Source organism: Casimicrobium huifangae (genome assembly GCF_009746125.1).
GTDB lineage: Bacteria > Pseudomonadota > Gammaproteobacteria > Burkholderiales > Casimicrobiaceae > Casimicrobium > Casimicrobium huifangae.
Genome location: NZ_CP041352.1, coordinates 901,833 through 927,527 on the forward strand (window position 1 = coordinate 901,833; position 25,695 = coordinate 927,527).

25 protein-coding genes are annotated in these 25,695 nt (G+C 62.2%); 13 read left to right on the top strand and 12 right to left on the bottom strand.

What is annotated here, in order from left to right; translation table 11 throughout:
• The first annotated feature begins 16 nt into the window (after positions 1-16).
• Positions 17-1,696, top strand: a complete 1,680-nt coding sequence (locus FKL89_RS04115; protein ID WP_170293811.1) for an MFS transporter — start codon at positions 17-19, stop codon at positions 1,694-1,696.
• Positions 1,697-1,699: 3 nt separating this feature from the next.
• Positions 1,700-1,840, top strand: a complete 141-nt coding sequence (locus FKL89_RS20205) for a hypothetical protein (protein WP_170293812.1) — start codon at positions 1,700-1,702, stop codon at positions 1,838-1,840.
• A 105-nt stretch (positions 1,841-1,945) separates the two neighbouring features.
• Here FKL89_RS20205 and FKL89_RS04120 read toward each other — a convergent pair whose 3' ends face one another.
• From FKL89_RS04120 to FKL89_RS04140, 5 genes are read right to left on the bottom strand one after another with little or no spacing between them, the layout of a single operon-like run.
• Positions 1,946-3,064, bottom strand: a complete 1,119-nt coding sequence (locus tag FKL89_RS04120; protein ID WP_156861572.1) for an FHA domain-containing protein — start codon at positions 3,062-3,064, stop codon at positions 1,946-1,948.
• A 9-nt stretch (positions 3,065-3,073) separates the two neighbouring features.
• Entirely contained in the window at positions 3,074-3,943 is an 870-nt protein-coding gene (locus FKL89_RS04125; RefSeq protein ID WP_156861573.1) for a Stp1/IreP family PP2C-type Ser/Thr phosphatase, read from the bottom strand.
• A gap of 50 nt (positions 3,944-3,993) precedes the next feature.
• Positions 3,994-4,479 carry a Cys-tRNA(Pro) deacylase gene (gene ybaK, locus FKL89_RS04130; protein ID WP_156861574.1) on the bottom strand — a complete coding sequence of 162 codons (486 nt, stop codon included), beginning with the start codon at positions 4,477-4,479 and terminating at the stop codon, positions 3,994-3,996.
• Between the two features lie 7 nt (positions 4,480-4,486).
• Positions 4,487-5,401 (bottom strand): site-specific tyrosine recombinase XerD, encoded by a 915-nt coding sequence (gene xerD / locus FKL89_RS04135; protein WP_156861575.1) that lies wholly within the window; start codon positions 5,399-5,401, stop codon positions 4,487-4,489.
• The gene (locus FKL89_RS04140) at positions 5,401-6,045 is read right to left on the bottom strand and encodes an aspartate/glutamate racemase family protein (protein WP_156861576.1); all 645 of its coding nucleotides are present in this window, start codon (positions 6,043-6,045) and stop codon (positions 5,401-5,403) included. Before FKL89_RS04140 ends, xerD begins: the two co-directional genes overlap by 1 nt.
• A gap of 337 nt (positions 6,046-6,382) precedes the next feature.
• Between FKL89_RS04140 and FKL89_RS04145 the strand changes: the two genes are divergently transcribed.
• The 10 genes from FKL89_RS04145 to FKL89_RS04190 all read left to right on the top strand — a co-directional run bounded on the left by FKL89_RS04145 (position 6,383) and on the right by FKL89_RS04190 (position 18,797).
• On the top strand, positions 6,383-7,360 hold the full coding sequence (locus FKL89_RS04145) for a TRAP transporter substrate-binding protein (protein WP_156861577.1): 978 nt from the start codon (positions 6,383-6,385) through the stop codon (positions 7,358-7,360).
• Positions 7,361-7,442: 82 nt separating this feature from the next.
• Entirely contained in the window at positions 7,443-7,952 is a 510-nt protein-coding gene (locus tag FKL89_RS04150; RefSeq protein WP_156861578.1) for a TRAP transporter small permease, read from the top strand.
• A gap of 17 nt (positions 7,953-7,969) precedes the next feature.
• Complete coding sequence (locus FKL89_RS04155; RefSeq protein ID WP_156861579.1) at positions 7,970-9,268, top strand: TRAP transporter large permease; 1,299 nt, start codon at positions 7,970-7,972, stop codon at positions 9,266-9,268.
• A 46-nt stretch (positions 9,269-9,314) separates the two neighbouring features.
• Positions 9,315-10,214 (top strand): LysR family transcriptional regulator, encoded by a 900-nt coding sequence (locus tag FKL89_RS04160; RefSeq protein WP_156861580.1) that lies wholly within the window; start codon positions 9,315-9,317, stop codon positions 10,212-10,214.
• A gap of 90 nt (positions 10,215-10,304) precedes the next feature.
• A complete protein-coding gene (locus FKL89_RS04165; protein WP_156861581.1) occupies positions 10,305-11,126 on the top strand; it encodes a putative hydro-lyase in 822 nt (273 codons plus the stop codon).
• 32 nt (positions 11,127-11,158) lie between these two features.
• Positions 11,159-12,124 (top strand): TRAP transporter substrate-binding protein, encoded by a 966-nt coding sequence (locus tag FKL89_RS04170; protein WP_156861582.1) that lies wholly within the window; start codon positions 11,159-11,161, stop codon positions 12,122-12,124.
• A 166-nt stretch (positions 12,125-12,290) separates the two neighbouring features.
• Positions 12,291-12,761: a TRAP transporter small permease gene (locus tag FKL89_RS04175; protein ID WP_162527392.1), complete on the top strand. Its 471-nt coding sequence runs from the start codon at positions 12,291-12,293 to the stop codon at positions 12,759-12,761.
• Positions 12,762-12,769: 8 nt separating this feature from the next.
• Positions 12,770-14,062 (top strand): TRAP transporter large permease, encoded by a 1,293-nt coding sequence (locus FKL89_RS04180; RefSeq protein WP_181955217.1) that lies wholly within the window; start codon positions 12,770-12,772, stop codon positions 14,060-14,062.
• Positions 14,063-14,175: 113 nt separating this feature from the next.
• A complete protein-coding gene (locus FKL89_RS04185; RefSeq protein ID WP_156861584.1) occupies positions 14,176-15,159 on the top strand; it encodes a TRAP transporter substrate-binding protein in 984 nt (327 codons plus the stop codon).
• Positions 15,156-18,797, top strand: a complete 3,642-nt coding sequence (locus tag FKL89_RS04190) for a hydantoinase B/oxoprolinase family protein (protein ID WP_156861585.1) — start codon at positions 15,156-15,158, stop codon at positions 18,795-18,797. Before FKL89_RS04185 ends, FKL89_RS04190 begins: the two co-directional genes overlap by 4 nt.
• Before the next feature lie 16 nt (positions 18,798-18,813).
• Here FKL89_RS04190 and FKL89_RS04195 read toward each other — a convergent pair whose 3' ends face one another.
• On the bottom strand, positions 18,814-19,353 hold the full coding sequence (locus FKL89_RS04195; RefSeq protein WP_238363481.1) for a PH domain-containing protein: 540 nt from the start codon (positions 19,351-19,353) through the stop codon (positions 18,814-18,816).
• Positions 19,354-19,466: 113 nt separating this feature from the next.
• Between FKL89_RS04195 and FKL89_RS04200 the strand changes: the two genes are divergently transcribed.
• The gene (locus FKL89_RS04200) at positions 19,467-20,492 is read left to right on the top strand and encodes a histone deacetylase family protein (protein WP_156861586.1); all 1,026 of its coding nucleotides are present in this window, start codon (positions 19,467-19,469) and stop codon (positions 20,490-20,492) included.
• Positions 20,493-20,535: 43 nt separating this feature from the next.
• Here FKL89_RS04200 and FKL89_RS04205 read toward each other — a convergent pair whose 3' ends face one another.
• From FKL89_RS04205 to FKL89_RS04230, 6 genes are all read right to left on the bottom strand, one after another.
• Positions 20,536-20,991 (bottom strand): hypothetical protein, encoded by a 456-nt coding sequence (locus tag FKL89_RS04205; protein ID WP_156861587.1) that lies wholly within the window; start codon positions 20,989-20,991, stop codon positions 20,536-20,538.
• Between the two features lie 66 nt (positions 20,992-21,057).
• A complete protein-coding gene (locus FKL89_RS04210) occupies positions 21,058-21,555 on the bottom strand; it encodes a hypothetical protein (RefSeq protein ID WP_156861588.1) in 498 nt (165 codons plus the stop codon).
• 211 nt (positions 21,556-21,766) lie between these two features.
• Positions 21,767-22,849 carry a tRNA 2-thiouridine(34) synthase MnmA gene (mnmA, locus tag FKL89_RS04215; protein ID WP_156861589.1) on the bottom strand — a complete coding sequence of 361 codons (1,083 nt, stop codon included), beginning with the start codon at positions 22,847-22,849 and terminating at the stop codon, positions 21,767-21,769.
• A 280-nt stretch (positions 22,850-23,129) separates the two neighbouring features.
• The gene (locus FKL89_RS04220) at positions 23,130-23,360 is read right to left on the bottom strand and encodes a hypothetical protein (protein ID WP_181955218.1); all 231 of its coding nucleotides are present in this window, start codon (positions 23,358-23,360) and stop codon (positions 23,130-23,132) included.
• Positions 23,361-23,589: 229 nt separating this feature from the next.
• Positions 23,590-24,312, bottom strand: a complete 723-nt coding sequence (locus tag FKL89_RS04225; RefSeq protein WP_156861591.1) for an HdaA/DnaA family protein — start codon at positions 24,310-24,312, stop codon at positions 23,590-23,592.
• Between the two features lie 21 nt (positions 24,313-24,333).
• Positions 24,334-25,656, bottom strand: a complete 1,323-nt coding sequence (locus tag FKL89_RS04230; RefSeq protein ID WP_156861592.1) for an AI-2E family transporter — start codon at positions 25,654-25,656, stop codon at positions 24,334-24,336.
• Positions 25,657-25,695 lie beyond the last annotated feature (39 nt).

The following is a 25,695-nucleotide window of genomic DNA, read 5'->3' on the forward strand; positions in this document are numbered from 1 at the left end:
ACCGAAGGGGATTTTTATGGCAACTGCAACTGCGGGCGCAACGCGTCCGATGACCGCCGAGGAGAAGAAGGTCATCTTTGCGTCGTCACTCGGCACTGTGTTCGAGTGGTACGACTTTTATCTCTACGGCTCTCTCGCCGCTGTTATCGCGAAGCAATTCTTTGCCGGCCTTGATCCGACGTCTGCATACATCTTCGCGCTGCTTGCCTTTGCTGCGGGCTTCCTGGTTCGCCCGTTCGGCGCGCTGGTGTTCGGTCGCCTCGGCGACATGATCGGCCGCAAATACACCTTCCTGGTGACGATTCTCATCATGGGCTCGGCCACCTTCATCGTCGGCTGTCTGCCAAACTACAACTCGATCGGTGTGGCGGCGCCAATCATTCTGATTGCGTTGCGCATGCTGCAGGGCCTCGCGCTCGGCGGTGAATACGGCGGCGCGGCAACCTACGTGGCCGAGCACGCACCGCAAGGCCGTCGCGGTCTCTACACCAGCTGGATTCAGACCACGGCAACGCTTGGCCTCTTCCTGTCGCTGATCGTGATTCTGCTGACCCGCGAATTCACGGGCAAGGAGTTCGACGACTGGGGCTGGCGTATTCCGTTCCTGGTCTCGATCTTCCTGCTTGCGATCTCGGTCTGGATCCGGCTGTCGATGAACGAGTCGCCTGCCTTCCAGAAGATGAAGGAAGAGGGCAAAGTCTCCAAGGCACCGCTGTCGGAATCGTTCGGCCAGTGGAAGAACCTGAAGATCGTGATCCTGGCGCTGCTCGGCCTTACCGCCGGTCAGGCCGTGGTGTGGTATTCGGGCCAGTTCTACGCGCTGTTCTTCCTGACCAGCCTTGCCAAGGTTGATGGCAAGACGGCCAACCTGCTGATCGCTGCTTCACTGGTGATCGGTACGCCGGGCTTCATTTTCTTCGGCTGGCTGTCTGACAAGATCGGTCGCAAGATCATCATCATGGCGGGTTGCTTGCTGGCCGTGCTCACGTACTTCTACGTGTTCCCGGCGATGCTCAAGTACGCCAACCCGGCGCTTGCTGCAGCGCAGGCAAAGGCAACGGTAACCGTCACTGCGGATCCGGGCACCTGCTCGTTCCAGGGCAGCCCGATTGCCCGCGAGATCGACTTCCGGACCTCCTGTGACATCGCCAAGCGTACGATGGCGCAATCGTTCGTTCCGTACGTGAACGCGAAAGCGGCTGCAGGTGCTCCGGCGGTGATCAAGATCGGTGACAAGGAAATCACCGCACCGACGGCCAAGCTGAACGAAAAGAGCGACGGCTTTGACAAGGACAGTGCCGCCGCGATCGCTGCGTTCAAGAAGGACGTCGCTGCCGCTGTTGCCGGCGCTGGTCTGAGCACCAAGGCCGACGACAAGGCGATGAATACGCCGATGGTGCTGGCGCTTCTGGTCTACCTGGTGATTCTGGTGACCATGGTCTACGGTCCGATCGCAGCGATGCTGGTCGAACTGTTCCCGACCCGCATCCGCTACACCTCGATGAGCTTGCCCTATCACATCGGTAACGGCTGGTTCGGCGGTCTCTTGCCCACTACCGCATTCGCGATGGTTGCCGCGACCGGTGACATCTACTACGGCCTCTGGTATCCGGTGATCGTGGCAGCGATGACGTTTGTCATCGGCATGCTGTTCATCCGTGAAACCAAGGATGTGGACATCTACGCAAAGGACTAAATCATGTGGAAGTACATCGTTGCATTCGTCGTGTTTGCTGCGCTCGCGCTCTGGCTGCTAATGAAAGGTGGCGGGGACATCGATCTGAGTGGTGAGAAGCACGAAGTGCCGGCCACCCAGTCGGGCGAGAAGGCGCACAAGTAAGTAACGGTGTACTGACCGTGAAACAAAAGGCCGGGATTTCCCGGCCTTTTTTATTGCTGCCGCACCCAATGCTGCGCTGGCGCAGGTAGCGGCTGTGGTGCCCGCTCAGGTGGCGAGCGTGACCTCGAAGCGCAGTCGCACGCCGATCAGCTCGATGACATCACCGGCCACCAGATCACGGTTTCCGGCGAGGGCGTCGCCATTGACGTAGGCAGGCGTGACGCCTTCGCGCTGCCGCAGTTGCCAGCGCGTCGGGCTGGTACGGACCAGTTCAATCACCTGCTTGCCTTCCTTGCCCAGCGTGACTGAGGGCTGGTCCAGTGGGTAGCGCTTGCCCACGGCCGGCCCCGACAGCACCGCGACGCTCGCTGTCAGCGAGTGTGCGCGCGGCGCAGGCGGTGCGATGCTGCTGCTGGCGGCTGGTGCACGCGCGGGCGGGCTTGCAGACACTGGTGGTGCGGCCGAAGGAAGCGGACTCACGGCTGGTTGTGGTGCCGGAACAGCAGCAGCCTCCGCCACGACGCCGGCAGGGGCTGACACGGCTGCGCTAGCGCGCGGCATTGCCGGCGAAGATGTCAGTACGGTGCCGCGGGGTAGTGATGCGAGCAGTGCCGGGTCAAGTTCGGGCATGCCGTCGGCTGCGGCCGCAGCCGGTGTTGTCGGCGCGGGGGGGGCTTCGGCGACGGATCGTGACCGCTTTGCCGGTTGCGCCGCAGGGGCGACTGCCTCGGTCACCGGCAGATCCAGCTCCACATTCAGCGCCGTGACGGGAGGCGCACCCGCAGCTGGTGCTAGCGCTGGCGACGGCATGGGCAGTTCGGCGCTGCTACTGCTGACAACAGCAACGCCGGTGTCAGTGTTCACTGTTTCACCGCCGGGTGCCGGCTGCGCAAAGGGCTCAATGGACTCCGGTTGGGCGAACCGCGATGCTTCATCCAATTCAGCGAAATACATGAGACGCTCGCGACCGACACCAATCTGGTCGCCGTGGCGTAGCGTATGGCTTTCGACGCGACGTCCATTGACGCGTGTGCCATTGGTGCTGTTGAGATCTTCAACCGTGGCCGAGCCTGGCAGCACGCGGATCAGCGCGTGCTCGGCGCTGATGCCGGGATGCTTGATGCGTACATCGCAGCGGCTGCTGCGCCCAATCAGATTTTGTTCCGCCTTGAGCGGAAACTCGACGATCGTGTTGTCTGGTTGCAACCAGAAAAGCTTTGCCATGGTTCTGCGTTACTTCTTGTCGGCGGGCTTCTTGAGGAACTTTTGCCACCACAGGTCAGCGATCGGCGGATCCCCCACCCGCACAATGATGACCGAAATATTGTCACGGCCACCGTTAGCGTTTGCCGCGTCGATCAGCCGTTTGGTGTAATCGCCGGGTGGTCGTTCGGTTGACAGGTGTGTCAGCAGTGCCTCGGGATTGACCAGGTCGGACAAGCCGTCGGAACACAGCAAATAGATGTCGCCCGGCCGCGTGCGAAACTCCTGTACATCCGCCTCGGCAATCGCATCGATGCCAAGCGCTCGGGTAATCAGGTTTTTTTGCGGCGAATTCTTGGCGTCCTCTTCGGAAATCAGACCCTTTTCGAGTTGGTCCTGTACATACGAGTGATCGCGCGTCAACTGCTCGAGCGAGTGGTCGCGAAACCGGTAGCAGCGGGAATCGCCGACGTGGGCGATGCCGACCCGACCATCATAGAAGCGGGCGGCGACGATGGTAGTGCCCATCCCGTTCAGCTCTTCCTTGCCACGGGCCACGCTGCAGATTCGGTTGTTGGCCTTTTCGATGGCGCTGCGCAACTGGCGCATGGCGACCGACATCCCGGTGTCGGGGTCAATCCGGCCCAATTCGCTGTCGGAAATGCTCAGATCCGCTGATTCTTCGCGCACCACATCCACCGCCAGTTGGCTGGCAACCTCGCCTGCCTGGTACCCGCCCATACCGTCCGCCAACACCACCAGCTTGCGCTCCGGATCAACCAGAATCGCGTCTTCGTTGTGTGCTCGTTCGCGCCCGACGTCACTACCGCCAGCAAACGCCCACGGGCGGGTGACGGCTCCTTTGGTTTTCGGGGCGGACGACGGGCGTGGCGATGACATCTGCATAATGTACTAAAGCTGTCGCTGTCTTGCGACTGCGGCGTTCTGAATCACGCCGCGGCGTCCACCAGTGTGGGTTTCAGCACACGTACAAGATCGTCGGCAGCGATGCCGACCAGAAACCCGCGCTTGCCGCCGTTGATGTAGATGCGAGGCAGCACGGTGATACTTTCCTGCAGGTAAATCGGGATCGGTTTGCGGGTGCCGAATGGTGAGGTACCACCGACCAGATAACCGGTGTGGCGGTTGGCAACCTCGGGCGTGCAGGGGGTGATGGCCTTGCAGCCAATCGCACGTGCCAGATTTTTTGTTGAGACCTCGCGGTCGCCGTGTTGCAGGCAAATCAGCGGCTGCTTGCGTTCGTCCTCAAGCACGATGGTCTTGATGACCATATGCTCATCCACGCCGAGGCTGGCCGCCGAATGCGCCGTGCCCCCGTGTTCCACGTAGTCGTAGACATGCGGCGTGAACTCAACCCTTGCGCTGCGCAGCGCCCGGACCGCCTGGGTAATGGGAAAGTCTTCGCTTTTGGACATGGTGGCATTATTTCCCGCGCGGATGATGTTGCTGATGCAACTGCTTCAGACGTTCGCGCGCAACGTGGGTGTAGATCTGGGTGGTCGTGATGTCACTGTGACCCAGCAGCATCTGCACCACGCGCAGGTCGGCGCCGTGATTGAGCAGGTGCGTCGCGAATGCATGGCGAAGGGTATGGGGTGACAGGCTGCCCGGATCAATTCCGGCAACCAGGGCATGACGCTTGATCAGATGCCAGAAAGTCTGCCTCGTCATCGGCTCGCCACGAGCGGTCAGGAACAGGTAGTCGCTGCGCCGTGGCGGCGGAAGCCAATCCAGCCTGGCCCCCGCCAGATGGCGCTGGATTGCCGCAACAGCAACCTCACCCAACGGCACCAGCCGCTCCTTGGAGCCTTTGCCGATAATCTTCACCAGCCCGAGTTCGAGGTTGATCTGCTGCACCTTCAACCCGACCAGTTCGCTGACGCGCAGCCCGGTTGCGTACAGCGTTTCCAGCATCGCGGCATCGCGCTCGCCAAGCGCCGTTGCCGTATCCGGCGCCGCCAGCAATGCTTCGACCTGCTGTTCGGACAGGGTCTTTGGCAAATAGCGGGCCGCTCGCGGCGCATCAACCAGATCACAGGGACTGCTGGCGATCGCCCCCGCTTCCAGTCGCCATCGGTAGAAGCGACGCAGCGACGACAGTCGCCGGTTGACCGACGCCGCGCGGGCGCCGTCGGCAAACTGCATGGCCAGATAGCGTTCAATGTCGCTACGCACAGCCAGCAACGGATCAACTTTGTTCCCGGTGCACCACTCGACGTAGCGCATCATGTCCTGCCGGTAGTTGGCGAGAGTGGTTGTTGCCAGGCCGTCGCCGAGCCAGAGGTGATCGCAGAACTGGTCGATCAGCTCGCCGATCGGTGCGGTCGTCGCCGTCATCAACAAGTCCTGGCGTGCAGGTTGCGACCCATGGTCAGTGCATCGAACACCGGCAAGCCAGTGGCACGACGTACCGCGTCAGCGTAGGGCGGCATGTTGGCGCACTCGAACAGCCATATTCCGACGTCCGGGTGTTGGCGCTGCACCTTGACGGCGAGATCGACCCACTCGGCTTCAGCACGTTGCAGGTCCAACGGTGCGGTCGTATCCATAATTGCCGTCACGAAGTGTGCTCCGGCCGGGAGCGAAAAGACCAATGCGTCGCCTTCAATCCCCGCCGCCGCACGGACGCTCGCATCAATTGCCTCAGCGCTGATGGTCAGGATGGCGACCCGTTTTCCGGTCCCGACCTGACGCTGCAGCTCGATGTAGTGCATCAGGGTCGACGTCTCCACCGGGACCGACAGCGCAGCTGCAAGTTCTTTCTGGTGGCGCACCAGAAAACCGCAGGTGGTAATGATGGCCGCGACGCCGTTTTCTATCAGCCGATTTCCGGCCGCAATGAACTCGCTGATCGCGACAAATTCGCCGCTGACAACCGGTCGCGCGAGTGCACCCGGCACCCGTTCAATCCGCACCGGGAACGGCCACGAGGCGGGGTTGCCCGCGTCCCCATCTGGTCGGTCAAAGGTGGTGTCGAGCATGAGGATGCCCAAGCCTGCGGGCGGCTTGGGTGCATGTTGCGCAGATGGCGACTCGGGCATGGTGCAAATTATCCGATAGCCGGTAGCCTCCAGTAGGTCTTTGCGTCGGCGCTCAATTACGCGGGGCGTACGCAATTTCCGGGGCGAACCGCGACATCCAATTTGCTGTGGCAGCGCCTTTTGTTAAATTGCCGCAATGCGCGGGACAACGACGCGCGAACTGGAAAACTGTGACGGTGCCAGCGGCGCTATCCGTCAAAATGGACCGTTCCTTGCTTTCGTCCTCTCATACCGGCGCTCCACGACCGCGCCTTCAACATCAACCGGAGACCCAACCATGAAACTGCACAAGACGATTCTTGCTGCGACGGCGCTGACCGGCGCGATAGCCTCGATGTCTGCTTTCGCCCAGACCAAATGGGATCTGGCGTCGGCGTACCCGCCGGCCAACTTTCACACGCAGAATCTGACCCAATTCGCCAGCGACGTCGACAAGGCCACGGGCGGCAAGCTGAAGATTACGGTGCACTCGAACGCGTCGCTGTTCAAGGCACCCGAGATCAAGCGCGCGGTGCAGACCGGTGGCGCGCAGATGGGTGAGATCCTGCTGGTCAACTTCCAGAACGAGTGGCAGCTTTTCGGCGCTGATGGCGTCCCCTTTCTCGCCGATAGCTATGACAGCTCGATGAAACTGTACGGCGCCCAGAAGCCGATGATGGACAAGAAGCTTGGCGAGCAGGGCATGATGCTGCTCTATGCAGTGCCGTGGCCGCCGCAGGGCATCTATTCGAAGAAGCCGCTGGCGAGCGCTGCCGACCTGAAGGGCAGCAAGTGGCGCGCCTATAGCCCGGCAACTGCCCGCATTGCAGAGCTGGTCGGTGCACAACCGGTGACGGTGCAGGCCGCAGAGCTCTCGCAGGCGCTCGCGACCGGGGTGGTGGAGAGTTACATGAGCTCCGGTTCGACGGGGGTTGACAGCAAGACCTATGAACACATCAAGAACTGGTACGACACTCAGGCCTGGTTGCCGAAGAACGGCGTACTGATCAACAAGAAGGCTTTTGATGCGCTCGACAAAGCGACACAAGACGCCGTGCTGAAGGCTGGCCGCGACGCCGAAGCCCGAGGCTGGGAACTGTCCAAAAAGACCAATACCGAATCGCTGGAGCAACTGAAGAAAGGTGGCCTGGTGGTGCATCAGCCGTCGCCTCAACTGAAGGCAGATATGAAGAAAGTGGGCGAAACCCTGCTGGCCGAGTGGCTGAAAAACGCCGGCGCCGAGGGGCAGGCGCTGGTCGACGCCTACCGCAAGTAGGCTGCAAACAGAAAGGCAGGGTAACCTGCCTTTTTCGTCCGCAACAAGCGCTCAGCAAGAAGCAAAGCCCGGGGAAGTTCGAATGCGCTCTGCACTGGATCGGATGTACATGACTGCCGCCTGGCTGGCGGCATTGCTGATGATCGGGCTCCTGATCATGGTGTTGCTGTCCATCCTGGGCCGGCAATTCGGCTTTCATGTCCGGGGAACGGATGCCTACGCTGGCTACATGATGGCGGGCGCCGGATTCCTCGCGCTTGCCCACACACTCAAGCGCGGCGAACATATTCGCGTGACACTGCTGCTGCAGGCCCTATCCCCCAAAGCGAAGCGTCGGCTTGAGTTGCTGGCGCTTGCAGCGGCATTGTTGCTGGCTTTGTTGCTCGCAATATTCAGCGTCAAGCTGTGCTGGCAGTCGCTGCAATTCAACGATATCTCCACCGGTAACGACGCTACGCCGCTGTGGATTCCGCAAATCGCTATGGCGCTGGGAACGGTCATTCTTGCGGTCGCATTCCTCGATGAACTTGTTCTTGAGTGGCAGGGCAGGCGGGTCGTCGCCACCAGCGACGAAGCCTTGCACAACGAATAGCGCGAAGGGAGCCTGACATGGATTTACTGATTACCGCGCTGCTCATTGTCGTGTTGTTTGCGCTGCTTGCCGGTGGCGTCTGGATTGGCCTGACGCTCGCAGGAGTAGCGTGGGTTGCCATGGAGCTGTTCTCGTCGCGTCCGGCCGGCGATGCGATGGCAGTTACGATTTGGGGGGCCTCGTCAAGCTGGACGCTCACGGCATTGCCGCTCTTTGTCTGGATGGGCGAAATCCTGTTCCGCACTCGTCTGTCGCAGGACATGTTCAAGGGGCTTGCTCCCTGGGTGGAGCGCTTGCCCGGCCGTCTGCTGCATACCAACGTGATCGGCTGTGCCATCTTCGCCGCTGTGTCGGGCTCCTCCGCCGCCACCTGCGCCACCATTGGCAAGATGACATTGCCTGAACTCAAGTCGCGCGGCTATCCGGACGATATGGTGATTGGTACGTTGTCCGGCTCCGGCACGCTCGGCTTGTTGATCCCCCCGTCCATCATCATGATCGTCTATGGCGTGGCGGCAGATGTGTCAATTTCCAAGCTGTTCATTGCCGGCGTGATTCCAGGCATCGTGCTGGCGACGCTGTTCTCGGGCTACATCGCGGTGTGGGCTCTGCTGAACCCCAGCAAGATTCCGGCGGCTACGGCCCGTTATACGTTCATCGAGAAGCTGCGTGAATCACGGCACCTGATCCCGGTTGTGCTGTTGATAGTGGCCGTGCTTGGGTCAATCTATGCGGGCATCGCCACGGCAACGGAGGCGGCTGCTGTCGGCGTTGTCGGCTCGCTGGTGCTGTCGGCAGCGCAAGGTGCGCTGTCCTGGCAGACGTTCAAGGAGAGCCTGCTGGGAGCCACCCGGCTCTACTGCATGATTGCGATGATCCTGACCGGTGCCGCTTTCCTGACACTGGCGATGGGCTATCTCGGTCTGCCCCGCCACCTGGCGGAATTCATTCAAGGTCTTGGTCTGTCGCAGTTCACGCTGGTGATCGCACTGGCGATTTTCTACATCATTCTCGGCTGCTTTCTTGATGGCATTTCGATGGTGGTGCTGACGATGGGGGTTATCCTGCCCACGGTCACGGGGGCCGGGCTCGACCTGATCTGGTTTGGTATCTTCATCACGCTGGTGGTCGAGATGGCGCAGATCACGCCGCCGGTCGGCTTCAATCTGTTCGTGCTGCAGGGCATGACCAAGCGCGAGCTCACCTACATCGCGCGGGTGTCACTGCCGATGTTCTTCCTGATGTGCGCCGCGGTGCTGCTCATCTATTTCGTGCCGGGGCTGGTCACCTGGTTGCCCACCAACATGAAGCTCTAGACACGACGAAAAGCGCTGCTGCAAAGGCATTCCACGCTGCTGCCTAATGAATCTCCGCTTTGTCGAGGCTTTCTACTGGGTCGCCACACTCAAGTCCGTATCGCGCGCTGCCGAGAAGCTGTTCATCACACAGTCCGCGATGTCGGCGCGCGTCGCTGCACTCGAGGATGAGCTCGGCGCGCTGTTGCTTGACCGGCGTGACAAGACCTTCCGTCTGACCGTCGCCGGGTCGCGCTTCCTGGTACACGCCCAGAAGCTGCTGGAGCTGCAGCGTACCGCAAAGGCCGAGGTTGGCTCTGAGCTTGCGCCGGAGATGACAGTACGTCTCGGCGCCATCGAATCAGTGCTGCACTCGTGGCTGATCCCCTGGGTAGAAGCCCTGCGCCAGCAGTATCCCTCGCTCGAACTTGAACTGACCGTTGAAACAACGCCGGTGCTGATCGACCAGATGCGGCGCGGCGTTCTCGACATTGCCTTCGCCGCCCTGCCTGCGAGCGGGGATGGCATCCGCACGAGCACGTTCCCGACCATGGAGATGTGTTTCGTCGGCAACAGGACCATTCATGCCAGGCGCAAGTACAGCCTTGAGGAAATTGCCGCATTTGACCTTCTGACCTTTCAGCGTGGTTCACAGCCGCATGTCGGTCTGCTCGACCTGCTCAGGTCAAAGCGGATCCAGCCGCGCAAGGTGCACACCATCTCGTCGATCTCCGCGATGCTGCAACTGGTACACGGCGGCTTTGGCGTGGCGACCCTGCCAAAGGCCGCCGTCGAGCGCCTGAGCGAGACGCGCCACATTCGGCCGCTCGTCTGTACCAGTGCGTTGCTGCCGCTGCCAATTCATGTCAGCTATCGGCTGGATCCGGTGGCATTGACGGCGGAGCAACTGCTTGCCGGCGCTGCTGACTACGCTGGGAAAAAGTCCAGCTATCGAAAAAATCGATGAGTTGACAAAAAAATTTTGTGTTTGCCCTGCGAAATGTGACCGCTTAAAAATCGCTACCAGTTCATCCGGTAACGAAAGCAGACGATCCGCATGTCGGTACAACCGATCCAATCAGGGACACAGTCTCCCGCCAATTCGGCGCTTGCCGCCAGCGTTCGGGCACGCATTCGCGCTGGCATCTGGACTAGCCATACCAGTGGTCTGGCCGACCAGCACGTACAGGGTAATGTGGTCATCCTGCCGGAAGCACAAGCCAACGACTTCCTTCGCTTCTGCCAGCAAAACCCCAAGCCCTGCCCACTGCTCGCGGTATCGGAGCCAGGACAATACCTGCTGCCTACGCTCGGCCAACAGGTGGACATCCGCACCGATGTGCCGCGCTATCGCGTCTGGCAGCACGGACAACTGACCGACGAACCAACCGATATCGCATCAATCTGGCGCGACGATCTGGTCACCTTCATCATCGGTTGCTCGTTCTCGTTCGAGCAGGCACTGCTTGAGGCAGGATTGCCCTTGCGTCACGTCGAGCAGGGCCGAAACGTTGCCATGTTCCGCTCCAGCATCGCGACGAACGCCGTGGGGCCATTTCATGGGCCGATGGTGGTCTCAATGCGGCCGTTCAAGCCAGCCGCTGCCATACGTGCGATCCAGATTACCTCGCGTTTTCCGCAGGTGCACGGCTCGCCCGTTCACGTGGGCTTGCCGCATCTGATTGGTATCCATGATCTGTCGCGTCCGGACTACGGCGATGCCGCCGAGGTTCGTGATGATGAACTGCCAGTGTTCTGGGCTTGTGGCGTTACCCCGCAGGCGGTCGTTGCACAGGCCAAACCCGACTTCTGCATTACGCACGCACCGGGTGCGATGCTGATCACCGATTTGCTTAACCACCAACTCGCGAGCTTCTGACGTTGCTCGCTAATCAATTGACAGGGGATTACATGAAAACAACACTCGCGTTGGTCGTCGCGTGCCTTGCCACGGTACCAAGCTTCGCACAAACGAAGTGGGATTTGCCGACGGGTTACGCCACGGGCAGTTTCCAGACTGAGAATGTGCAGGCATTTGCCAACGATGTTGACAAGGCTACAGCGGGAAAACTGAAAATCACGCTGCACGCCAACGGTTCGCTCTACAAGGCGAACGAAATCAAGCGGGCGGTGCAGACGGGTCAGACGCAGGCGGGCGAGTTCATTCTCTCCGGTGCGGCAAACGAGAACGCACTGTTTGGCGTCGACTCCATTCCGTTTCTCGCGACCAGCTACGACGACGCACGTCGCCTGTACAGCGCGCAGAAGCCCGCGCTAGAAAAGCTGCTGGCCACCCAGGGAATGAAGCTGCTCTTCTCGGTACCCTGGCCGCCGCAATCGCTGTACTCGGTCAAGCCGATCAACGGCCCCGACGATCTGAAGGGCACCAAGATGCGCGCCTACAACCCCGCGACAACGCGTATCGCCCAATTGCTGAAGGCACAGCCGACGACGATCCAGTTGGCTGAATTGGGGCAAGCCCTGGCGACCGGCACCGTCGAAAACTTTCTGACGTCGAGCGCCAGTGGCATCGAGAACAAACTGTTCGAGCAGACCAAATACTTCTATTCAGTGGCAGCCTGGTTGCCGCGCAACGCGACGGTCGTCAGCCAGAAGGCGTTTGACGCGCTCGACCGCCCGACGCAGGATGCTGTGCTGAAGGCTGCTTCCGCTGCCGAGCAACGCGGCTGGCAGATCAGCGAGCAGAAGGACGCGGAATTCATCAGAGAACTGACAGCGAAGGGCATGAAGGTCAGCGTACCGCCGGATGCGCTCAAGAAGGAGCTTGTCACCATCGGCGATTCGATGACTGCAGACTGGCTCAAGTCAGCAGGCGCTGACGGCCAGGCCATTATCGCGACTTACCGCAAGAAGTAGGCGTCCTGCAGACACCGCTGCCGGGCAAAGCACCCGGCGCAGCCTCCCGGTACGAACTTGGCACACACCGCTGCGGTGGCCAAGCGTGTAGCGGACACAACATAAACAAATCTTACAGTCGGGGTGTGACGTGGGGAATGCTTTATCCAAAATCTATGACGGCCTGATGCTGCTCGCCTGCGTGTCAATGCTGGCTGCCTTTGCGACCATCATGCTCGGTGTGGTGGCGCGTGAGGCAGGCTGGGACATTCAGGGGCTCGATGCATACGCCGGCTACTCCATTGCTGCAGCGCTCTCTCTGGCGCTACCCGGCACGCTGCAAAATGGCGATCACATCCGCGTGTCGCTGATCCTGCAGCGCTCGCCCGCTCGCATACAGAACATCCTCGAATACTGGGCCTTGCTGGCCGGGCTGACGCTGGCGCTGTTCATGGCTTGGTACGCGGCGCGGCTGGCCTGGGTGTCATGGTCAACCCATGACATATCCCCGGCGGCAGACGCGACACCACTGTGGATCCCGCAGCTAAGCATGGTGATCGGCTGTGTTGGCTTCGCGCTCGCCATGTTGCACGCGCTGGTCGCCCGAATCACTGGCAGCACATTCTTCGCTGCCAGTGGCGCGGCAAACGTCGAGTAGAGGCCATCATGGAAGTCGTTATCGCGTTCGCGCTGATCGTTGCCCTACTGGTCGTTCTTGGCTCGGGCTTGTGGATCGGCCTGTCCCTGCTTGGTGTCGCGGTACTTGCCATGCAGTTGTTCACCTCGCGGCCAGTGGGGGACAGCATGATGCTCACCATCTGGGGCTCCACTTCCAGCTGGACGCTGACGGCGCTGCCGCTATTTCTGTGGATGGGTGAAATTCTGTTCCGCAGCAAACTCAGCAGCGACATGTTCAGGGGCCTGGCTCCCTGGCTCAACCGTCTCCCTGGTCGCCTGCTGCACACCAATGTGATTGGCTGCACCATCTTTGCGGCAGTATCCGGATCAAGTGCGGCGACCTGCGCGACCATCGGCAAGATCACATTGCCTGAACTAAAACGTCGCGGCTATCCCGATGACATTGCGATAGGCACGCTGGCTGGAGCGGGAACACTTGGCCTGCTGATACCACCGTCCATCATCATGATCGTCTACGGCGTGGCGGCCAACGTGTCGATCGCGAAACTCTTTATCGCCGGGGTGATTCCGGGCCTCATGCTGGCTGCATTGTTCATGGGCTACATCATTGTCTGGGCATTGTTCAACAAGGACAAAGTGCCTGCCGCAGACAGCGAGTTGTCGTTTCGCGACAAGCTCTACGAATCGCGCCATCTGATCCCGGTGGTCTCGCTGATCGCCGTGGTGCTGGGTTCCATCTACAGCGGGCTAGCCACGGCAACCGAGGCGGCTGCCCTTGGCGTTGCAGGTTCACTGGTGCTGTCAGCCATCGAGCGTTCACTTAGCTGGCAGACCTTCAAGGAAGGGCTGGTTGCCGCGTGCCGTGTTTACTGCATGATCGGCCTGATACTCGCGGGCGCGGCCTTCCTGACGCTGGCGATGGGCTTCATGGGGATGCCGCGACATCTGGCGGAGTTCATCGGCGGCCTCAACCTGTCGCCGTTCGTACTGATTCTGATGCTGACCGGTTTCTTCATCGTGCTGGGATGCTTCCTCGATGGCATCTCGATGGTGGTGCTGACGATGGCGGTGTTGCTGCCCACGGTACAAAAGGCCGGCTTCGACCTGATCTGGTTCGGAATTTTCATCGTTCTGGTGGTCGAGATGGCGCAGATCACGCCCCCGGTTGGCTTCAACTTGTTCGTACTGCAAAACCTTACCAAGCGGGAGATCACGTATCTCGCGCGTACGGCCCTGCCGCTGTTCGTGCTGATGCTGGTGGCGGTGTTGGCCACCTACTTCGTACAGGACATCGTGCTCTGGCTTCCGGGGCACATGTAGGCACGCCAAAGGCGGTTGCTGCCACATTTTGGCAAGCGGATTTGAGAAGCCGCGGCAGCATCCACCCCAAGCGAGCAACCCGTAGTCAACAAAACCAACTGAGGGCTGTCATCATGTCGTTACGTCACGTCCTGGTTACTTTGCTGCTGCTCGCCTGTGCATCGCGTTCAGCGATTGCTCAGGTCACCTGGAAACTGGCGACCGGCTATCGGGCCGAGTCCTTTCATACGCAAAATATCCAGTCGTTCGCCGCCGAGGTGGTGAAGACCACGGACGGTGCACTGAAAATAGATGTGCACCCGGGAAACAGTCTCGTCGCATTGAACGATGTGCGTCAAGCCGTGCAGGACGGCCGTGTCGATGCCGGTGAGACCATCATGACCAGCATGGTCAAGGACTTGAGTCTGGCGGGGGCTGACTCCGTGCCGTTTGTCGTGGGCAGTTACGCTGACGCCCGCCGTCTGTGGGCGCTGCAGCGGCCGACGATGGAGCGGCTGCTCGCCCAGCGCGGTCTGAAACTTCTGTATTCGGTGCCGTGGCCGCCGCAAGGGCTGTATTCGAAACGACCCATTGCCGATGCCAAGGACTTTCGCGGCTCCAACATGCGAACCTACAACGACACTACGGTGCGCATTGCGCAGTTCCTCGGCGCTACGCCAGTCAATGTTGCAATGGTTGACGTTGGCAAGGCGCTGGCCGACGGCCGCGTGGACAGCATGATCACCTCGGCTGTCACTGGCGTGGAAAATCGTGTCTGGGATCATGTGCGCTACTACTACGAAATCAACGCGTGGTATCCGAAGAACATCGTGATGGTCAACCAGAAGCGCTTCGATGCTCTGTCGAAAGAAGCAAAGGCTGCGCTGATGCGCGCGGCCGAAAGCGCCGAGTTGCGTGGGTGGAACGCCAGTGAACGGGCCGCGCAGGAGTCGGTCGAAACGCTGCGACGCAACGGCGTTAAGATCGGCGCTACACCGCCGGGACTGGAGCGCGAAATCCAGCGTATCGGTGAAAGATTTTCCAGCGAGTGGGTAAAGGCGGTAGGGGCCGACGCACTCGAAGTATTCATTCCCTATTTCATGGCGTCGAGTAAATGAAAACAAGTGACAGCGGTCGGCCCGCAAGCAGCAGTCAGTGGCAATTCTGGGTCGACCGCGGCGGCACCTTCACCGACATCGTCGCCCGCCGTCCTGACGGCAGCCTGGTGACGCACAAGCTGCTGTCCGAAAACCCGGAGCGCTATCGCGACGCTGCCGTGCAAGGCGTGCGCGAGCTGCTGGGCGTCAAGCCCGGCGACGCGATCCCGGCCGAGCTCATCGAGGCCGTCAAGATGGGTACCACCGTCGCCACCAACGCGCTGCTCGAACGCAAGGGTGAGCGCACGCTGCTGGTCGTCTCGCGCGGCTTCCGTGACCAGCTGCGCATTGCCTACCAGGCGCGACCGAAGCTCTTCGTGCGCAAGATCGAGCTGCCCGAGCTGCTCTACGAGTCGGTGGTCGAAGTTGATGAGCGCGTCGGCGCACACGGTGATGTCGTAACCCCTCTCAACGAAGCCGCTGCTCGCGCTGATCTACAAGCAGCATTCAATAAGGGCTTCCGGGCCGTCGCCATCTGCCTGATGCACGGTTACCGCTACAGTGCCCACGAAAATGCGCTGAAGGCGATTGCGCAACAGATTGGCTTCCCCCAGATCAGCGTGTCGCACGAGGTGTCGCCGCTCATGAAGTTCGTGTCGCGTGGCGACACCACGGTGGTCGACGCCTACCTTTCACCGATCCTGCGCCGCTATGTCGAGCAGGTGCAATCGTCGCTCGGCGACGTGCGGCTGCAGTTCATGCAGAGCTCGGGCGGGCTGACCGATGCCCACCGCTTTCAAGGCAAGGACGCGATCCTGTCCGGCCCGGCCGGCGGCATCGTCGGTGCCGCAGCCGTGACCCAGCTCGCCGGCTTCGACAAGATGATCGGCTTCGACATGGGCGGCACCTCGACCGACGTGACGCACTTCGCGGGCGAGTACGAGCGCGCGTTCGAGACCGAGGTCGCCGGGGTGCGGCTGCGCGCCCCGATCATGCAGATCCACACCGTCGCGGCGGGCGGCGGCTCGATCTGCACGTTCGACGGCAGCAAGTTCCGCGTCGGCCCCGAGAGCGCCGGCGCCAACCCGGGGCCGGCCGCGTATCGCCGTGGCGGACCGCTGACCGTGACCGACTGCAACGTGATGGTCGGCAAACTGCGGCCCGAGCTGTTCCCGGCCGTGTTCGGCCCGGGCGGCGACCAGCCGCTCGACACCGGCGCCGTGATCGCCAAGTTCGCGCAGCTCGCGGCCGAGGTCGAGCGTGCGACCGGACAGAAGAAGACGCCCGAGGCGATCGCGGCGGGCTTCCTGCGCATCGCCGTTGAGAACATGGCCAACGCGATCAAGCACATCAGTGTGCAGCGCGGCTACGACGTCACCGAATACACGCTGACCTGCTTCGGCGGCGCCGGCGGCCAGCACGCCTGCCTGGTGGCCGACGCGCTCGGCATGCAGCGTGTCTACATCCACCCGTTCGCAGGCGTGCTGTCGGCCTACGGCATGGGGCTCGCCGACGTGCGCACGCTGCGTCAGGCGGCCGTCGAGAAGCCGCTCAGCGATGAGCTGCTGGCGGCGCTGGGCAGCGAGTTCACCACCCTGGGCAGCGGCGCGCGCGGCGACGTCGAGGCGCAGGGCCTCGCGCCGGCGCAGGTGCGCGTGGTCAACACCGTCGCGCTCAAGTACGACGGCACCGACACCACGATCGAGCTGCCGGTGACGGCCACGACGCGCCAGGCCACGCTGGTCGAGGCGTTCGAGACGACCTACCGCCAGCGCTACGGCTTTTTGATGCCGGGCCGCGCGCTGGTCATCGAGGCGATCTCGGCCGAGGCGATCGGGCAGACGCAGTCGGCCAGCGAGGCTGCGCCGGTGCTGGCCGCGCGCCCCGCGGGCCTGCTGGCCCGCGCGCAGGTGCACGCCTGGATGGACGATGCCGACCGCGAGACCGGCGTCTACTACCGCGAGGATTTGCGGCCCGGCGACGTGATCACCGGCCCGGCGATCATCAAGGAGCCGATCGCGACGACGGTCGTCGAGCCCGAGTGGCGCGCGCTGGTGACGCCGCTCAATCATCTGGTGCTCGAACGCACCCAGGTCAAGCAGCGCGCGCATGCCATCGGCACCACGGCCGACCCGGTGCTGCTCGAGGTGTTCAACAACCTGTTCATGGCGATCGCCGAGCAGATGGGCGTCACGCTCGCCAACACCAGCTATTCGGTCAACATCAAGGAGCGGCTCGACTTCTCGTGCGCGATCTTCGACCCCGAGGGCAACCTGGTCGCCAACGCGCCGCACATGCCGGTGCACCTCGGGTCGATGGGCGAGAGCGTGCGCGTAATCCTCGAAAAGCGCGCCGGCCAGATGAAGCCGGGTGACGCCTTCGTGCTCAACGCGCCGTACGCCGGCGGCACCCACATCCCCGACGTCACGGTGGTGACGCCCGTTTTCCTCAAGGGCGAGTCCTCGCCTCTTTTTTATACGGCCGCGCGCGGCCACCATGCCGACATTGGCGGCATCACGCCGGGCTCGATGCCGCCGTTCTCGAAGCACATCAGCGAAGAGGGCGTGCTGCTCGACAACGTGCAGCTGGTGCGCGAGGGCATCTTTCTCGAGGACGAGCTGACCGCGATCCTGACCCACGACGCCCACCCGGTGCGCAACGTCACGCAGAACATCGCCGACCTGCGCGCGCAGGTTGCCAGCTGCAACAAGGGCGCGACCGAGCTGGCCAAGATGGTCGAGCATTTCGGCCGCGAGGTCGTCGTGGCGTACATGAAGCACGTGCAGGACAACGCCGAGGAGAGCGTGCGCCGCGTGATCCACAAGCTGACCGATGGCGAGTTCGGCGTCGACCTCGACGACGGCAGCCACATCCACGTCAAGGTGTCGATCGACCGCGCATCGCGCTCGGCGACCGTCGACTTCACGGGCACCTCGGCGCAGCGGCCCAGCAACTTCAACGCGCCACGCAGCGTCAGCCGCGCCGTGGTCCTGTATGTGTTCCGCACGCTGGTCGACGACGAGATCCCGATGAACGCCGGCTGCCTGAAGCCGATCGAGATCGTGATCCCGGACGGCAGCATGCTGTCGCCGGTCTACCCGGCGGCGGTGGTCGCCGGCAACGTCGAGGTGTCGCAGGCCGCAACCAACTGCCTGTACGGCGCGCTGGGCGTGCTGGCCGGTGCGTACGGCACGATGACCAATTTCACGTTCGGCAACGAGGCCTATCAGTATTACGAGACGATCTCGGGCGGCTCGGGCGCGGGCCCGACCTTCGACGGCACCAGCGTCGTGCAGTGCCACATGACCAATTCGCGGCTGACTGACCCCGAGGTGCTCGAATTCCGCTATCCGGTGCGCGTCGATTCGCACACTATCCATCCGGGCACCGGCGGCCGCGGCGCGCATCACGGCGGCGACGGTGCCGACCGCCGCATCCGCTTTCTCGAGCCGATGACCGCCGCGATCCTCGGCAACAACCGCGTCAACCGGCCGCATGGCATGGCGGGCGGCGAACCGGGCGCGCCGGCCAAAAACTGGGTCGAGCGCGCCGGCGGCGGCCGCGAAGACTTCGGTCACATCTGCGAGGTCGAGATGCAGCGCGACGACGTGTTCGTGATCCAGACGCCGGGCGGCGGCGGCTTCGGCAAGCCGCACTAGGTCGGGCGCCGGAGCGTTACTGCTTCGGCAACCGTTCCTTGAGCAGCGCGCTGATCTCCTCCAGGCTCTTCTGGATGGCGCGCAGCGCCTCGGCCTGAGCGCGGTCGGCGGCGTCCATGGCGGCCGGGGCGGTGGCGCGCGGACGCTTGAGCGCCTGCCGCGCCGCCAGGATCTGCGAGCGGTAATGGTGGGCGTCGATGATGCCGATCAGCTTCATGTCGTGCGCCTGGCCGGCGCTCTGGCCCGCGGTCTCGAACTTCAGGATGCTCAGGTGGAAGCGCTTGAGCAGCGGCCCCTCGATGAAGGTCACGTCCTGGATGTTCTCGAGCGGGATGGTCTTTTCGACCTGGAAGATGATGCCCTTGCGATAGCGCAGCGAGTTCTCCGACAGCACGCATTCGAGCTTTTCGAAGTAGTGGCGCGCCCACCATTGCCCGACGCCGAGAAACCAGATCAGCGCGACTGGAAGTCCGATGATCGTCATCGCGATCGAAAAGCCGATGGTGATGACCAGATAAGGTTTGATCAGCGGGTTGAATTCGGCGTGCAGCGGCAAGTCGTCAGCGTTTTGGGCATTCATTGTTGGCGTTCAGGTCGGTCGGCAATGCGCGATTGTGCGGCAAATGTGGCCGGGCATGCCGGCATTGCGACGGCAGGCAAAATAGCGCGATGAAAACGATCTACAACGCGGTGCACGCCGCGCATCGGGCCGAATACGAATTTTTCCGTGGCGAGAAAGTCCCGGCATTTGAGAAGCCAGAACGTGCCGACTGGGTGCACGCTGCTGTGCAACGCGCAGGCTTGGGCGAGGTGCTGTCGCCGCAGGCGCACGACGACGCGGCGATCCTCAAAGTCCATGCTGAGCCTTACGTCCGCTTTCTGCGTGGTGCGCACGATGAGTTTCTGGCCCTTGGCGGGCAAGGCTCGGCGTTTCCCGCAGTGTGGGCGATTCGCGGTATGCGCAGTGACATTGAGCCGAAGAATTTCGCGGCGCGTATGGGGCTCTACTCGTTCGATGCCGGTTCTCCGCTGACTGCCGGCACCTGGCAGGCGACCCGAACGGGGGCCGACTGCGCGCTGACTGCGGTTGACCTGCTCAATGCCGGTGAGCGGAGCGCGTTCGTGCTGACGCGGCCACCAGGACATCACGCCGGGCGTGACTTCTTCGGTGGTTATTGCTTTCTGAACCACGCTGCCATCGCCGCGCAGGCGCTACGCGATGCGGGTTGCGCGCGGGTAGCGATTCTTGACGTCGATTACCACCACGGCAACGGCACGCAGGACATTTTCTACGACCGCGCCGACGTACTGTTCGTCAGCATTCATGGTGACCCGCTGACCGAGTACCCGTTCTTTCTCGGTCACGCCGACGAGACGGGGCGTGGCGCCGGGCTTGGCTTCAATTGCAATTTGCCGTTGCCAGCTGGCACCACGGCAGACGCGTGGTTTGCTGCGCTCGATCAGGCGCTCGCGCGAATTGCAGCTTTCAAGCCGGACGCGCTGGTGGTGTCGCTCGGTGTCGACACCTTCGAGGGCGATCCGATTTCGCACTTCAAGCTGAAAACCGCCGACTATCCACGCATGGGCGAACGCATCGCGGCGCTCAGGCTGCCGACGCTGTTTGCCATGGAAGGTGGCTACGCGGTCGCGGAGATTGGCGATAACGTTGTCGGCGTGTTGACCGGCGCCGCCTGACAGTCATTTCTCAGGTGACGAAGCCAGGGCGTGTTAACACGCCCTAGATGCGACCAGCAGCGGCAATTGAAACCGCCTTGAGCTGTGGTGGGCAGAGCGGGTGCTTGTCGATACGAGGAAAGGTTTCCGGCAACGCGCCGCGAATGCTGAAGTTGAGACCCACGATGATGAATGGATGATCCTGCCCGTAGGTGCCCCCGGCGAAGTTGGTCAGCACGCTGATATGGCCATCCTGCGTGCTGCCGCGGCGATCCTTCTGGTCCGCGATGATCGCGATGGTCAACGGATCGTTGGGGAGCCCCGTGTACGGCGCGCCGGGTACGACTGCGGCGAAGATCGGCCGCATCTTGGCGTCAACGGCGGGATCTTTCGCAGCGCAGGCATAGCCGAGTTGTACGAGCTGCACATCATCTGGCCGATTGGGCGAGGTTCGCCCAACATTCGCGCTCAGGTTCCAGAAAAACAGCGTTCCATTCCTGACGACAACTTGGACAGCCATGTGAGCGCTCCGGTCAATGGGTGACCATTCGATAGACGCACTTCGCCGGCTGAAAGCGCCACGCTGTCAATTGCGCTTTGGCATTGGCTTCGGCGTCACGCCACCTGTGGCCTTGTTGAGCAGCATCAGACCAACGTCGAACAGGAAGTCGATGATGCCGTAACTACGGTCGTTTTCCTTGTTGACACCGACGACTTCGCAGTAGGCGCCAGTGGCGAACAGCAGCGCGTTCTCGCCACCGTCTTCACTGGTTTGCATGATTGCCTCTTCATCGCGCACGTACTCGTGGCAGTACTTGGTCTTGATGACGATGGTCCCATTGCCTACGTTGGCAACGGCGTATTCGTCAGCCGCCTTGCGCGTGATGCGGATGGTCGCCTGGTTGGCCTGCGCGGTCGCGATCTGCTTTTTCGCGGCGGCTTCATTCGCTGGTGGCGGGCTGGCCGGAGGCTGCACGGTGCCCGGCCCCATCGACTGCTGCGCCAGTGCGATCGGCGCAGGCACCACCAGTGATGCAGCGAGGACGTAGACGAGCGAGTGGCGAAGCGCGATGCGGGATATCATGCTCGCAACGCTATCACGATGCCACCAGCATGGCGAGCCTGCCATCGGCACATTGCACCCTTCAGCTTTGCGGTGTCGCCTTTATTGCATTGGGCGTCAGCGCTGAAAACGTCAAAAGTCGACATTTGTGAAAAATGTTAATTCAGCCCAGTATCAATGGGCTTTTCGCGCGAAAGCTGTCTGCGATCGCTGATCGTCAGAGCTGCAGCTCTCAGGCAATCACGCCGCCGCCCAGACACACGTTCCTCTGGTAGAGCACAGCGTACTGGCCGGGGGTTGGCGCCCACTGGGCATCATGGAAGTGCAATGTCGCGTGTGAGTGGGTAGCGTCGGCAGGCGTGTACTCGCAGGCGGCGTCGGGCTGGCGGTAGCGTGTCTTGCCACCGTAGCCGCTACCCGCTGCGGGTTCGCTGCCGGCGATCCAGTGCGTGTTGACCAGCGGCACGTCAGTGCGACGCAGGGCCGGATGTTCGCGGCCCTGCACGACGATCAGCCGATTGCCTGCCATGTCCTTGCCGGCCACGTACCAGGGCTCACCCGAGCCTGCGCGCGAGCCGCCAATATGAAGCCCGCCGCGCTGGCCCAGCGTGTAGTACGCGAGCCCCTGATGGGCGCCGACGTCCTCGCCTTCGGACGTGACCATGCGGCCCGGCGTCTTGGGCAGGTAGCGCTCGAGAAATTCACGGAACGGCCGCTCGCCGATGAAGCAGATGCCGGTCGAATCCTTCTTGGCGAAATTCGGGATGCGTTCGCGCTCGGCGATCACGCGCACCTCACGCTTGGGGATGTTGGCCAGCGGGAACATCGCTTTGGACAGCTGCGCCTGATTCAAACGGTGCAGAAAATACGACTGGTCCTTGCTGTCGTCGTCGCCCTTGAGCAGTTCGAAACGCCCCGAACCATCGGCCGCCTCGCGTACGCCGGCGTAGTGGCCGGTCGCGATCTTGTCGGCGCCCAGACGCATGGCGTGGTCGAGGAAGGCTGCGAACTTGATCTCGGTGTTGCACAGCACGTCAGGGTTCGGCGTGCGGCCGGCCTGGTATTCGGCCAGGAAGTACGAGAACACGCGGTCCTTGTATTCGGTGGCGAAGTTGACGACTTCGATGTCAATGCCGATGTGGTCGGCGACGCTGACGGCGTCGACCAGGTCCTCGCGCGACGAGCAGTATTCGCTGTTGTCGTCGTCTTCCCAGTTTTTCATGAAGATGCCCAGCACCTCATGGCCCTGCTGCTTGAGCAGCCAGGCAGAGACGGCGGAATCGACGCCGCCGGAGAGACCAACAATGACTTTCATAGGGAGGTGGCCGAGGACGTCGCTGCGCTAAGACGACGCCCTGCTGCGCAGGCTATGACGACGCGCTGCGCGCTAGGACGCAAGAGAAGGGAGCGTTGGCTGTTCTTTGGCATTTCTGTATTTTCGTGCAACCTGATTCCGTCCTAGGTTGCGCGAATGCGCAACCGTCGTCCTGGCGCGCAGCGCGTCGTCCTGGCCCGCGCAGCGGGCGACGTCCTGAAACAAAAAAGGCACCCGGAGGTGCCTTTTTGTTTCGAAGCGTCCGAAGGACGCCGTCGAATTAAGCAGCTTTCTTTTCAGCTTTCTTGGCTTTTTTCTTGGCCTTCTTGGCCTTCTTTTCAGCCTTGGCCGGAGCGGCTTCTTTCTTGGCTTCTTCTTTCTTGGCTTCCGGAGCCTTAGCCGGAGCGGCAGCTGCCGGAGCAGCAGCCGGAGCTGCCGGGGCGGCCGGAGCCTGGGCGAAAGAAACAGCGGCGAAAGCCGTAGCGATGAGGGCGGTCAACAGTTTGCTCATTTTCAAATCCTCTATAGAGTTGGTTTTTTGCGCGGCTCACATTGCTGCGAGCTTGAGCCGATAACGAAGACACTTTCTGGTCGGTTGACACAGAAAGTAACAAAAACACAAACCGGAGCTCCCCTGCTTGCGCTTATCTTCTGTGACGAAGTTCTTTTTTCTAGCTCAACCTGCAATTTTAGCGTTGTCTTAAGGGAAAACGCTAATTTGGCCGGCGTGCTCGGCCTTTTCAGACTTCTGACGCCCCCGAGTCGGACAGGTTGTTGCGCGCCAGATACTCTCGCAACAGTGGAACGGTGACCGCGCGTTTGCGCGCGAGTGACAGGGCGTCGATACCGTTCACAATCTGCCAGAGCGACGCAACATCCCGTCTGGAGCGGCTCAATATGTAAGTAAGCACTTCGTCACTGAGCTGGAAACCTCGTCTTGCCGCGTGTTCCACTAGCGCGCCGGGCAGCGCATCCTGCGGGATCGCGACCAGCTCGAAAATCAGCCCGCTGCCGAGTCGGGTGCGCAGATCATCACGTAAAGGCCACTGCGCTGGCGGTGTGCGACCACTCACTACAACGGTTCCACCGGAGGGAACGATGTGGTTGAAGGCGGTGAACAGCCAGCCCTGCTGCGCAGCGGTGAGTCGGTCGGCGTCGTCAACGCAGATCAAGCGGGCAGACACGAAGGGATCGGCGGGGAAGGCGTCGCCGGCGGCAAGCAGCACGGCCGCGCCCGGATTGTCGGCATTCGTCGCTGCTGCGGTCGCCGCCAGCAGATGACTCTTCCCGACAGTAGGCCCGCCCCAGATTGCGACCGCAGGCGGCGGTTTGACCGGCGATGCCCGGTCAGTCAACGCATACAGGCTAGTGACAACTTCGGCGTTGTCACCAACGACAAAACTGTCAAAACTCGCCGGCGTGGGCGCAAAAAAGTCGAACGGAATCTGCGGGGCCTGAACCATGGCGGATGCGGAGGACGATGCTCAAGCCTGTGGCGACGCGGTTTCGCCAGCCGCTGCCGCTTGCGCTTCCCGCGCTTCTGCCTCCAGCAGCCGGCGCTGCATGACGCGCAGCGCCACCAGCAGCGCCGCGCTGGCCGGCAACGCCAGCAGCACGCCGACAAACCCGAACAATTGGCCGAATGCCATCAGGGCAAAGATGACCGACAGCGGATGCAGGCCAATGCGATCGCCCACCAGATAGGGCACCAGCACGAAGCCTTCCAGTATTTGGCCCACCATGAAAACCGCTGCCACCGCAATGATCGGCCCCGGCGCGGTGAACTGGGTCAGCGCGGCCAGCATGCCCAGCATCAGGCCGAGCCCGAAGCCAACGTAGGGAATGAATACCAGCAATCCGGTCACCAGACCGACCGGCAGCGCGAACTCCAGCCCGGCGATTTTGAGTGCAACACAGTAATAGGTGGCCAGCGCCAGCATCACCATGCCCTGACCACGCAGGAATTCCGACAGCACGGCGTCGATCTCGCGCGCCATGTCACGCACCGTCGGCCGCACCGGGCGCGGCAGCATGCGGTCGATACCGGCAATCATTTGCGGCCAGTCGCGCAGCACGTAGAACATGACCACCGGCACCAGCGTCAGATTGACGACGAGGCCGATCACCACTTGTCCGCCAAACTGCAGTGAGCCGGCCAGTTTGGCCGACAGACCGCCGACGGCACCCGCGTTGTCCTTGGCCAGCGTCTTCAGTTGTGACAGGTCGAACGAGAACGCGGTGCCCAGCGTCTGGTTGATCCACGGCAGCCACTGGTCCTGAATCTTGGTCAGCAGGTCGGGCATCTTCTCGGCAATCCGCGTCACCTCGGACGACACCAGCGGCGCCACCACCAGCACCATGCCGCCCACAAAAGCAGCGATCGCCAGAATCACCAGCACCGCGCCGGCAGCTCGCGGGACACGCCGCGCTTCTAGCCAGGCCACCACCGGCGTGCCAACGTACGACAGGATGGCACCGAACATGAACGGCGTCAGCACCGGCGCCAGCGCGCCCAGCAGATAACCCAGCGCCACCAGCACGGCAATGATGGCCAGCGCGCGATGGCCGGGGGCCAGCTCGCTCCACCAGTTGGTGCGGGCCACAGCATTGGCGATCGGTGCGATCGGTCCGGTGGCTGGGGCTTTCGCAGCAACTGGCGGCGCCGCATCGCTGGCAGTGGACAGCTCGTTGACGGTTGCCGGGCTAAAATTTTCGCTTGCCGCGCGTTGGTCGCGGCCCTTGCTGGCAGCGCCCGGCGTGCCGGCGTCGCTTCCGTCTTTTTGGTTGTTGTTCGCGTCTGCGTTCATGGTGGGCGGCATTACAACACGTTCACCCAAGAACTCCCT

Excerpts from the sequence above, each read along its gene's own strand:
- FKL89_RS04190 (WP_156861585.1), top strand. The coding sequence starts at position 15,156 with ATGAAAACAAGTGACAGCGGTCGGCCCGCAAGCAGCAGTCAGTGGCAA.
- FKL89_RS04220 (WP_181955218.1), bottom strand. The coding sequence starts at position 23,360 with ATGAGCAAACTGTTGACCGCCCTCATCGCTACGGCTTTCGCCGCTGTT.
- FKL89_RS04225 (WP_156861591.1), bottom strand. The coding sequence starts at position 24,312 with ATGGTTCAGGCCCCGCAGATTCCGTTCGACTTTTTTGCGCCCACGCCG.
- FKL89_RS04185 (WP_156861584.1), top strand. The coding sequence starts at position 14,176 with ATGTCGTTACGTCACGTCCTGGTTACTTTGCTGCTGCTCGCCTGTGCA.
- FKL89_RS04140 (WP_156861576.1), bottom strand. The coding sequence starts at position 6,045 with ATGCTCGACACCACCTTTGACCGACCAGATGGGGACGCGGGCAACCCC.
- FKL89_RS04200 (WP_156861586.1), top strand. The coding sequence starts at position 19,467 with ATGAAAACGATCTACAACGCGGTGCACGCCGCGCATCGGGCCGAATAC.
- xerD (WP_156861575.1), bottom strand. The coding sequence starts at position 5,401 with ATGACGGCGACGACCGCACCGATCGGCGAGCTGATCGACCAGTTCTGC.
- FKL89_RS04125 (WP_156861573.1), bottom strand. The coding sequence starts at position 3,943 with ATGTCATCGCCACGCCCGTCGTCCGCCCCGAAAACCAAAGGAGCCGTC.
- FKL89_RS04165 (WP_156861581.1), top strand. The coding sequence starts at position 10,305 with ATGTCGGTACAACCGATCCAATCAGGGACACAGTCTCCCGCCAATTCG.
- FKL89_RS04170 (WP_156861582.1), top strand. The coding sequence starts at position 11,159 with ATGAAAACAACACTCGCGTTGGTCGTCGCGTGCCTTGCCACGGTACCA.
- FKL89_RS04145 (WP_156861577.1), top strand. The coding sequence starts at position 6,383 with ATGAAACTGCACAAGACGATTCTTGCTGCGACGGCGCTGACCGGCGCG.
- ybaK (WP_156861574.1), bottom strand. The coding sequence starts at position 4,479 with ATGTCCAAAAGCGAAGACTTTCCCATTACCCAGGCGGTCCGGGCGCTG.
- FKL89_RS04150 (WP_156861578.1), top strand. The coding sequence starts at position 7,443 with ATGCGCTCTGCACTGGATCGGATGTACATGACTGCCGCCTGGCTGGCG.
- FKL89_RS04155 (WP_156861579.1), top strand. The coding sequence starts at position 7,970 with ATGGATTTACTGATTACCGCGCTGCTCATTGTCGTGTTGTTTGCGCTG.
- FKL89_RS04115 (WP_170293811.1), top strand. The coding sequence starts at position 17 with ATGGCAACTGCAACTGCGGGCGCAACGCGTCCGATGACCGCCGAGGAG.
- FKL89_RS04210 (WP_156861588.1), bottom strand. The coding sequence starts at position 21,555 with ATGATATCCCGCATCGCGCTTCGCCACTCGCTCGTCTACGTCCTCGCT.
- FKL89_RS04205 (WP_156861587.1), bottom strand. The coding sequence starts at position 20,991 with ATGGCTGTCCAAGTTGTCGTCAGGAATGGAACGCTGTTTTTCTGGAAC.
- FKL89_RS04175 (WP_162527392.1), top strand. The coding sequence starts at position 12,291 with ATGCTGCTCGCCTGCGTGTCAATGCTGGCTGCCTTTGCGACCATCATG.
- FKL89_RS20205 (WP_170293812.1), top strand. The coding sequence starts at position 1,700 with ATGTGGAAGTACATCGTTGCATTCGTCGTGTTTGCTGCGCTCGCGCTC.
- FKL89_RS04180 (WP_181955217.1), top strand. The coding sequence starts at position 12,770 with ATGGAAGTCGTTATCGCGTTCGCGCTGATCGTTGCCCTACTGGTCGTT.
- mnmA (WP_156861589.1), bottom strand. The coding sequence starts at position 22,849 with ATGAAAGTCATTGTTGGTCTCTCCGGCGGCGTCGATTCCGCCGTCTCT.
- FKL89_RS04160 (WP_156861580.1), top strand. The coding sequence starts at position 9,315 with ATGAATCTCCGCTTTGTCGAGGCTTTCTACTGGGTCGCCACACTCAAG.
- FKL89_RS04230 (WP_156861592.1), bottom strand. The coding sequence starts at position 25,656 with ATGAACGCAGACGCGAACAACAACCAAAAAGACGGAAGCGACGCCGGC.
- FKL89_RS04120 (WP_156861572.1), bottom strand. The coding sequence starts at position 3,064 with ATGGCAAAGCTTTTCTGGTTGCAACCAGACAACACGATCGTCGAGTTT.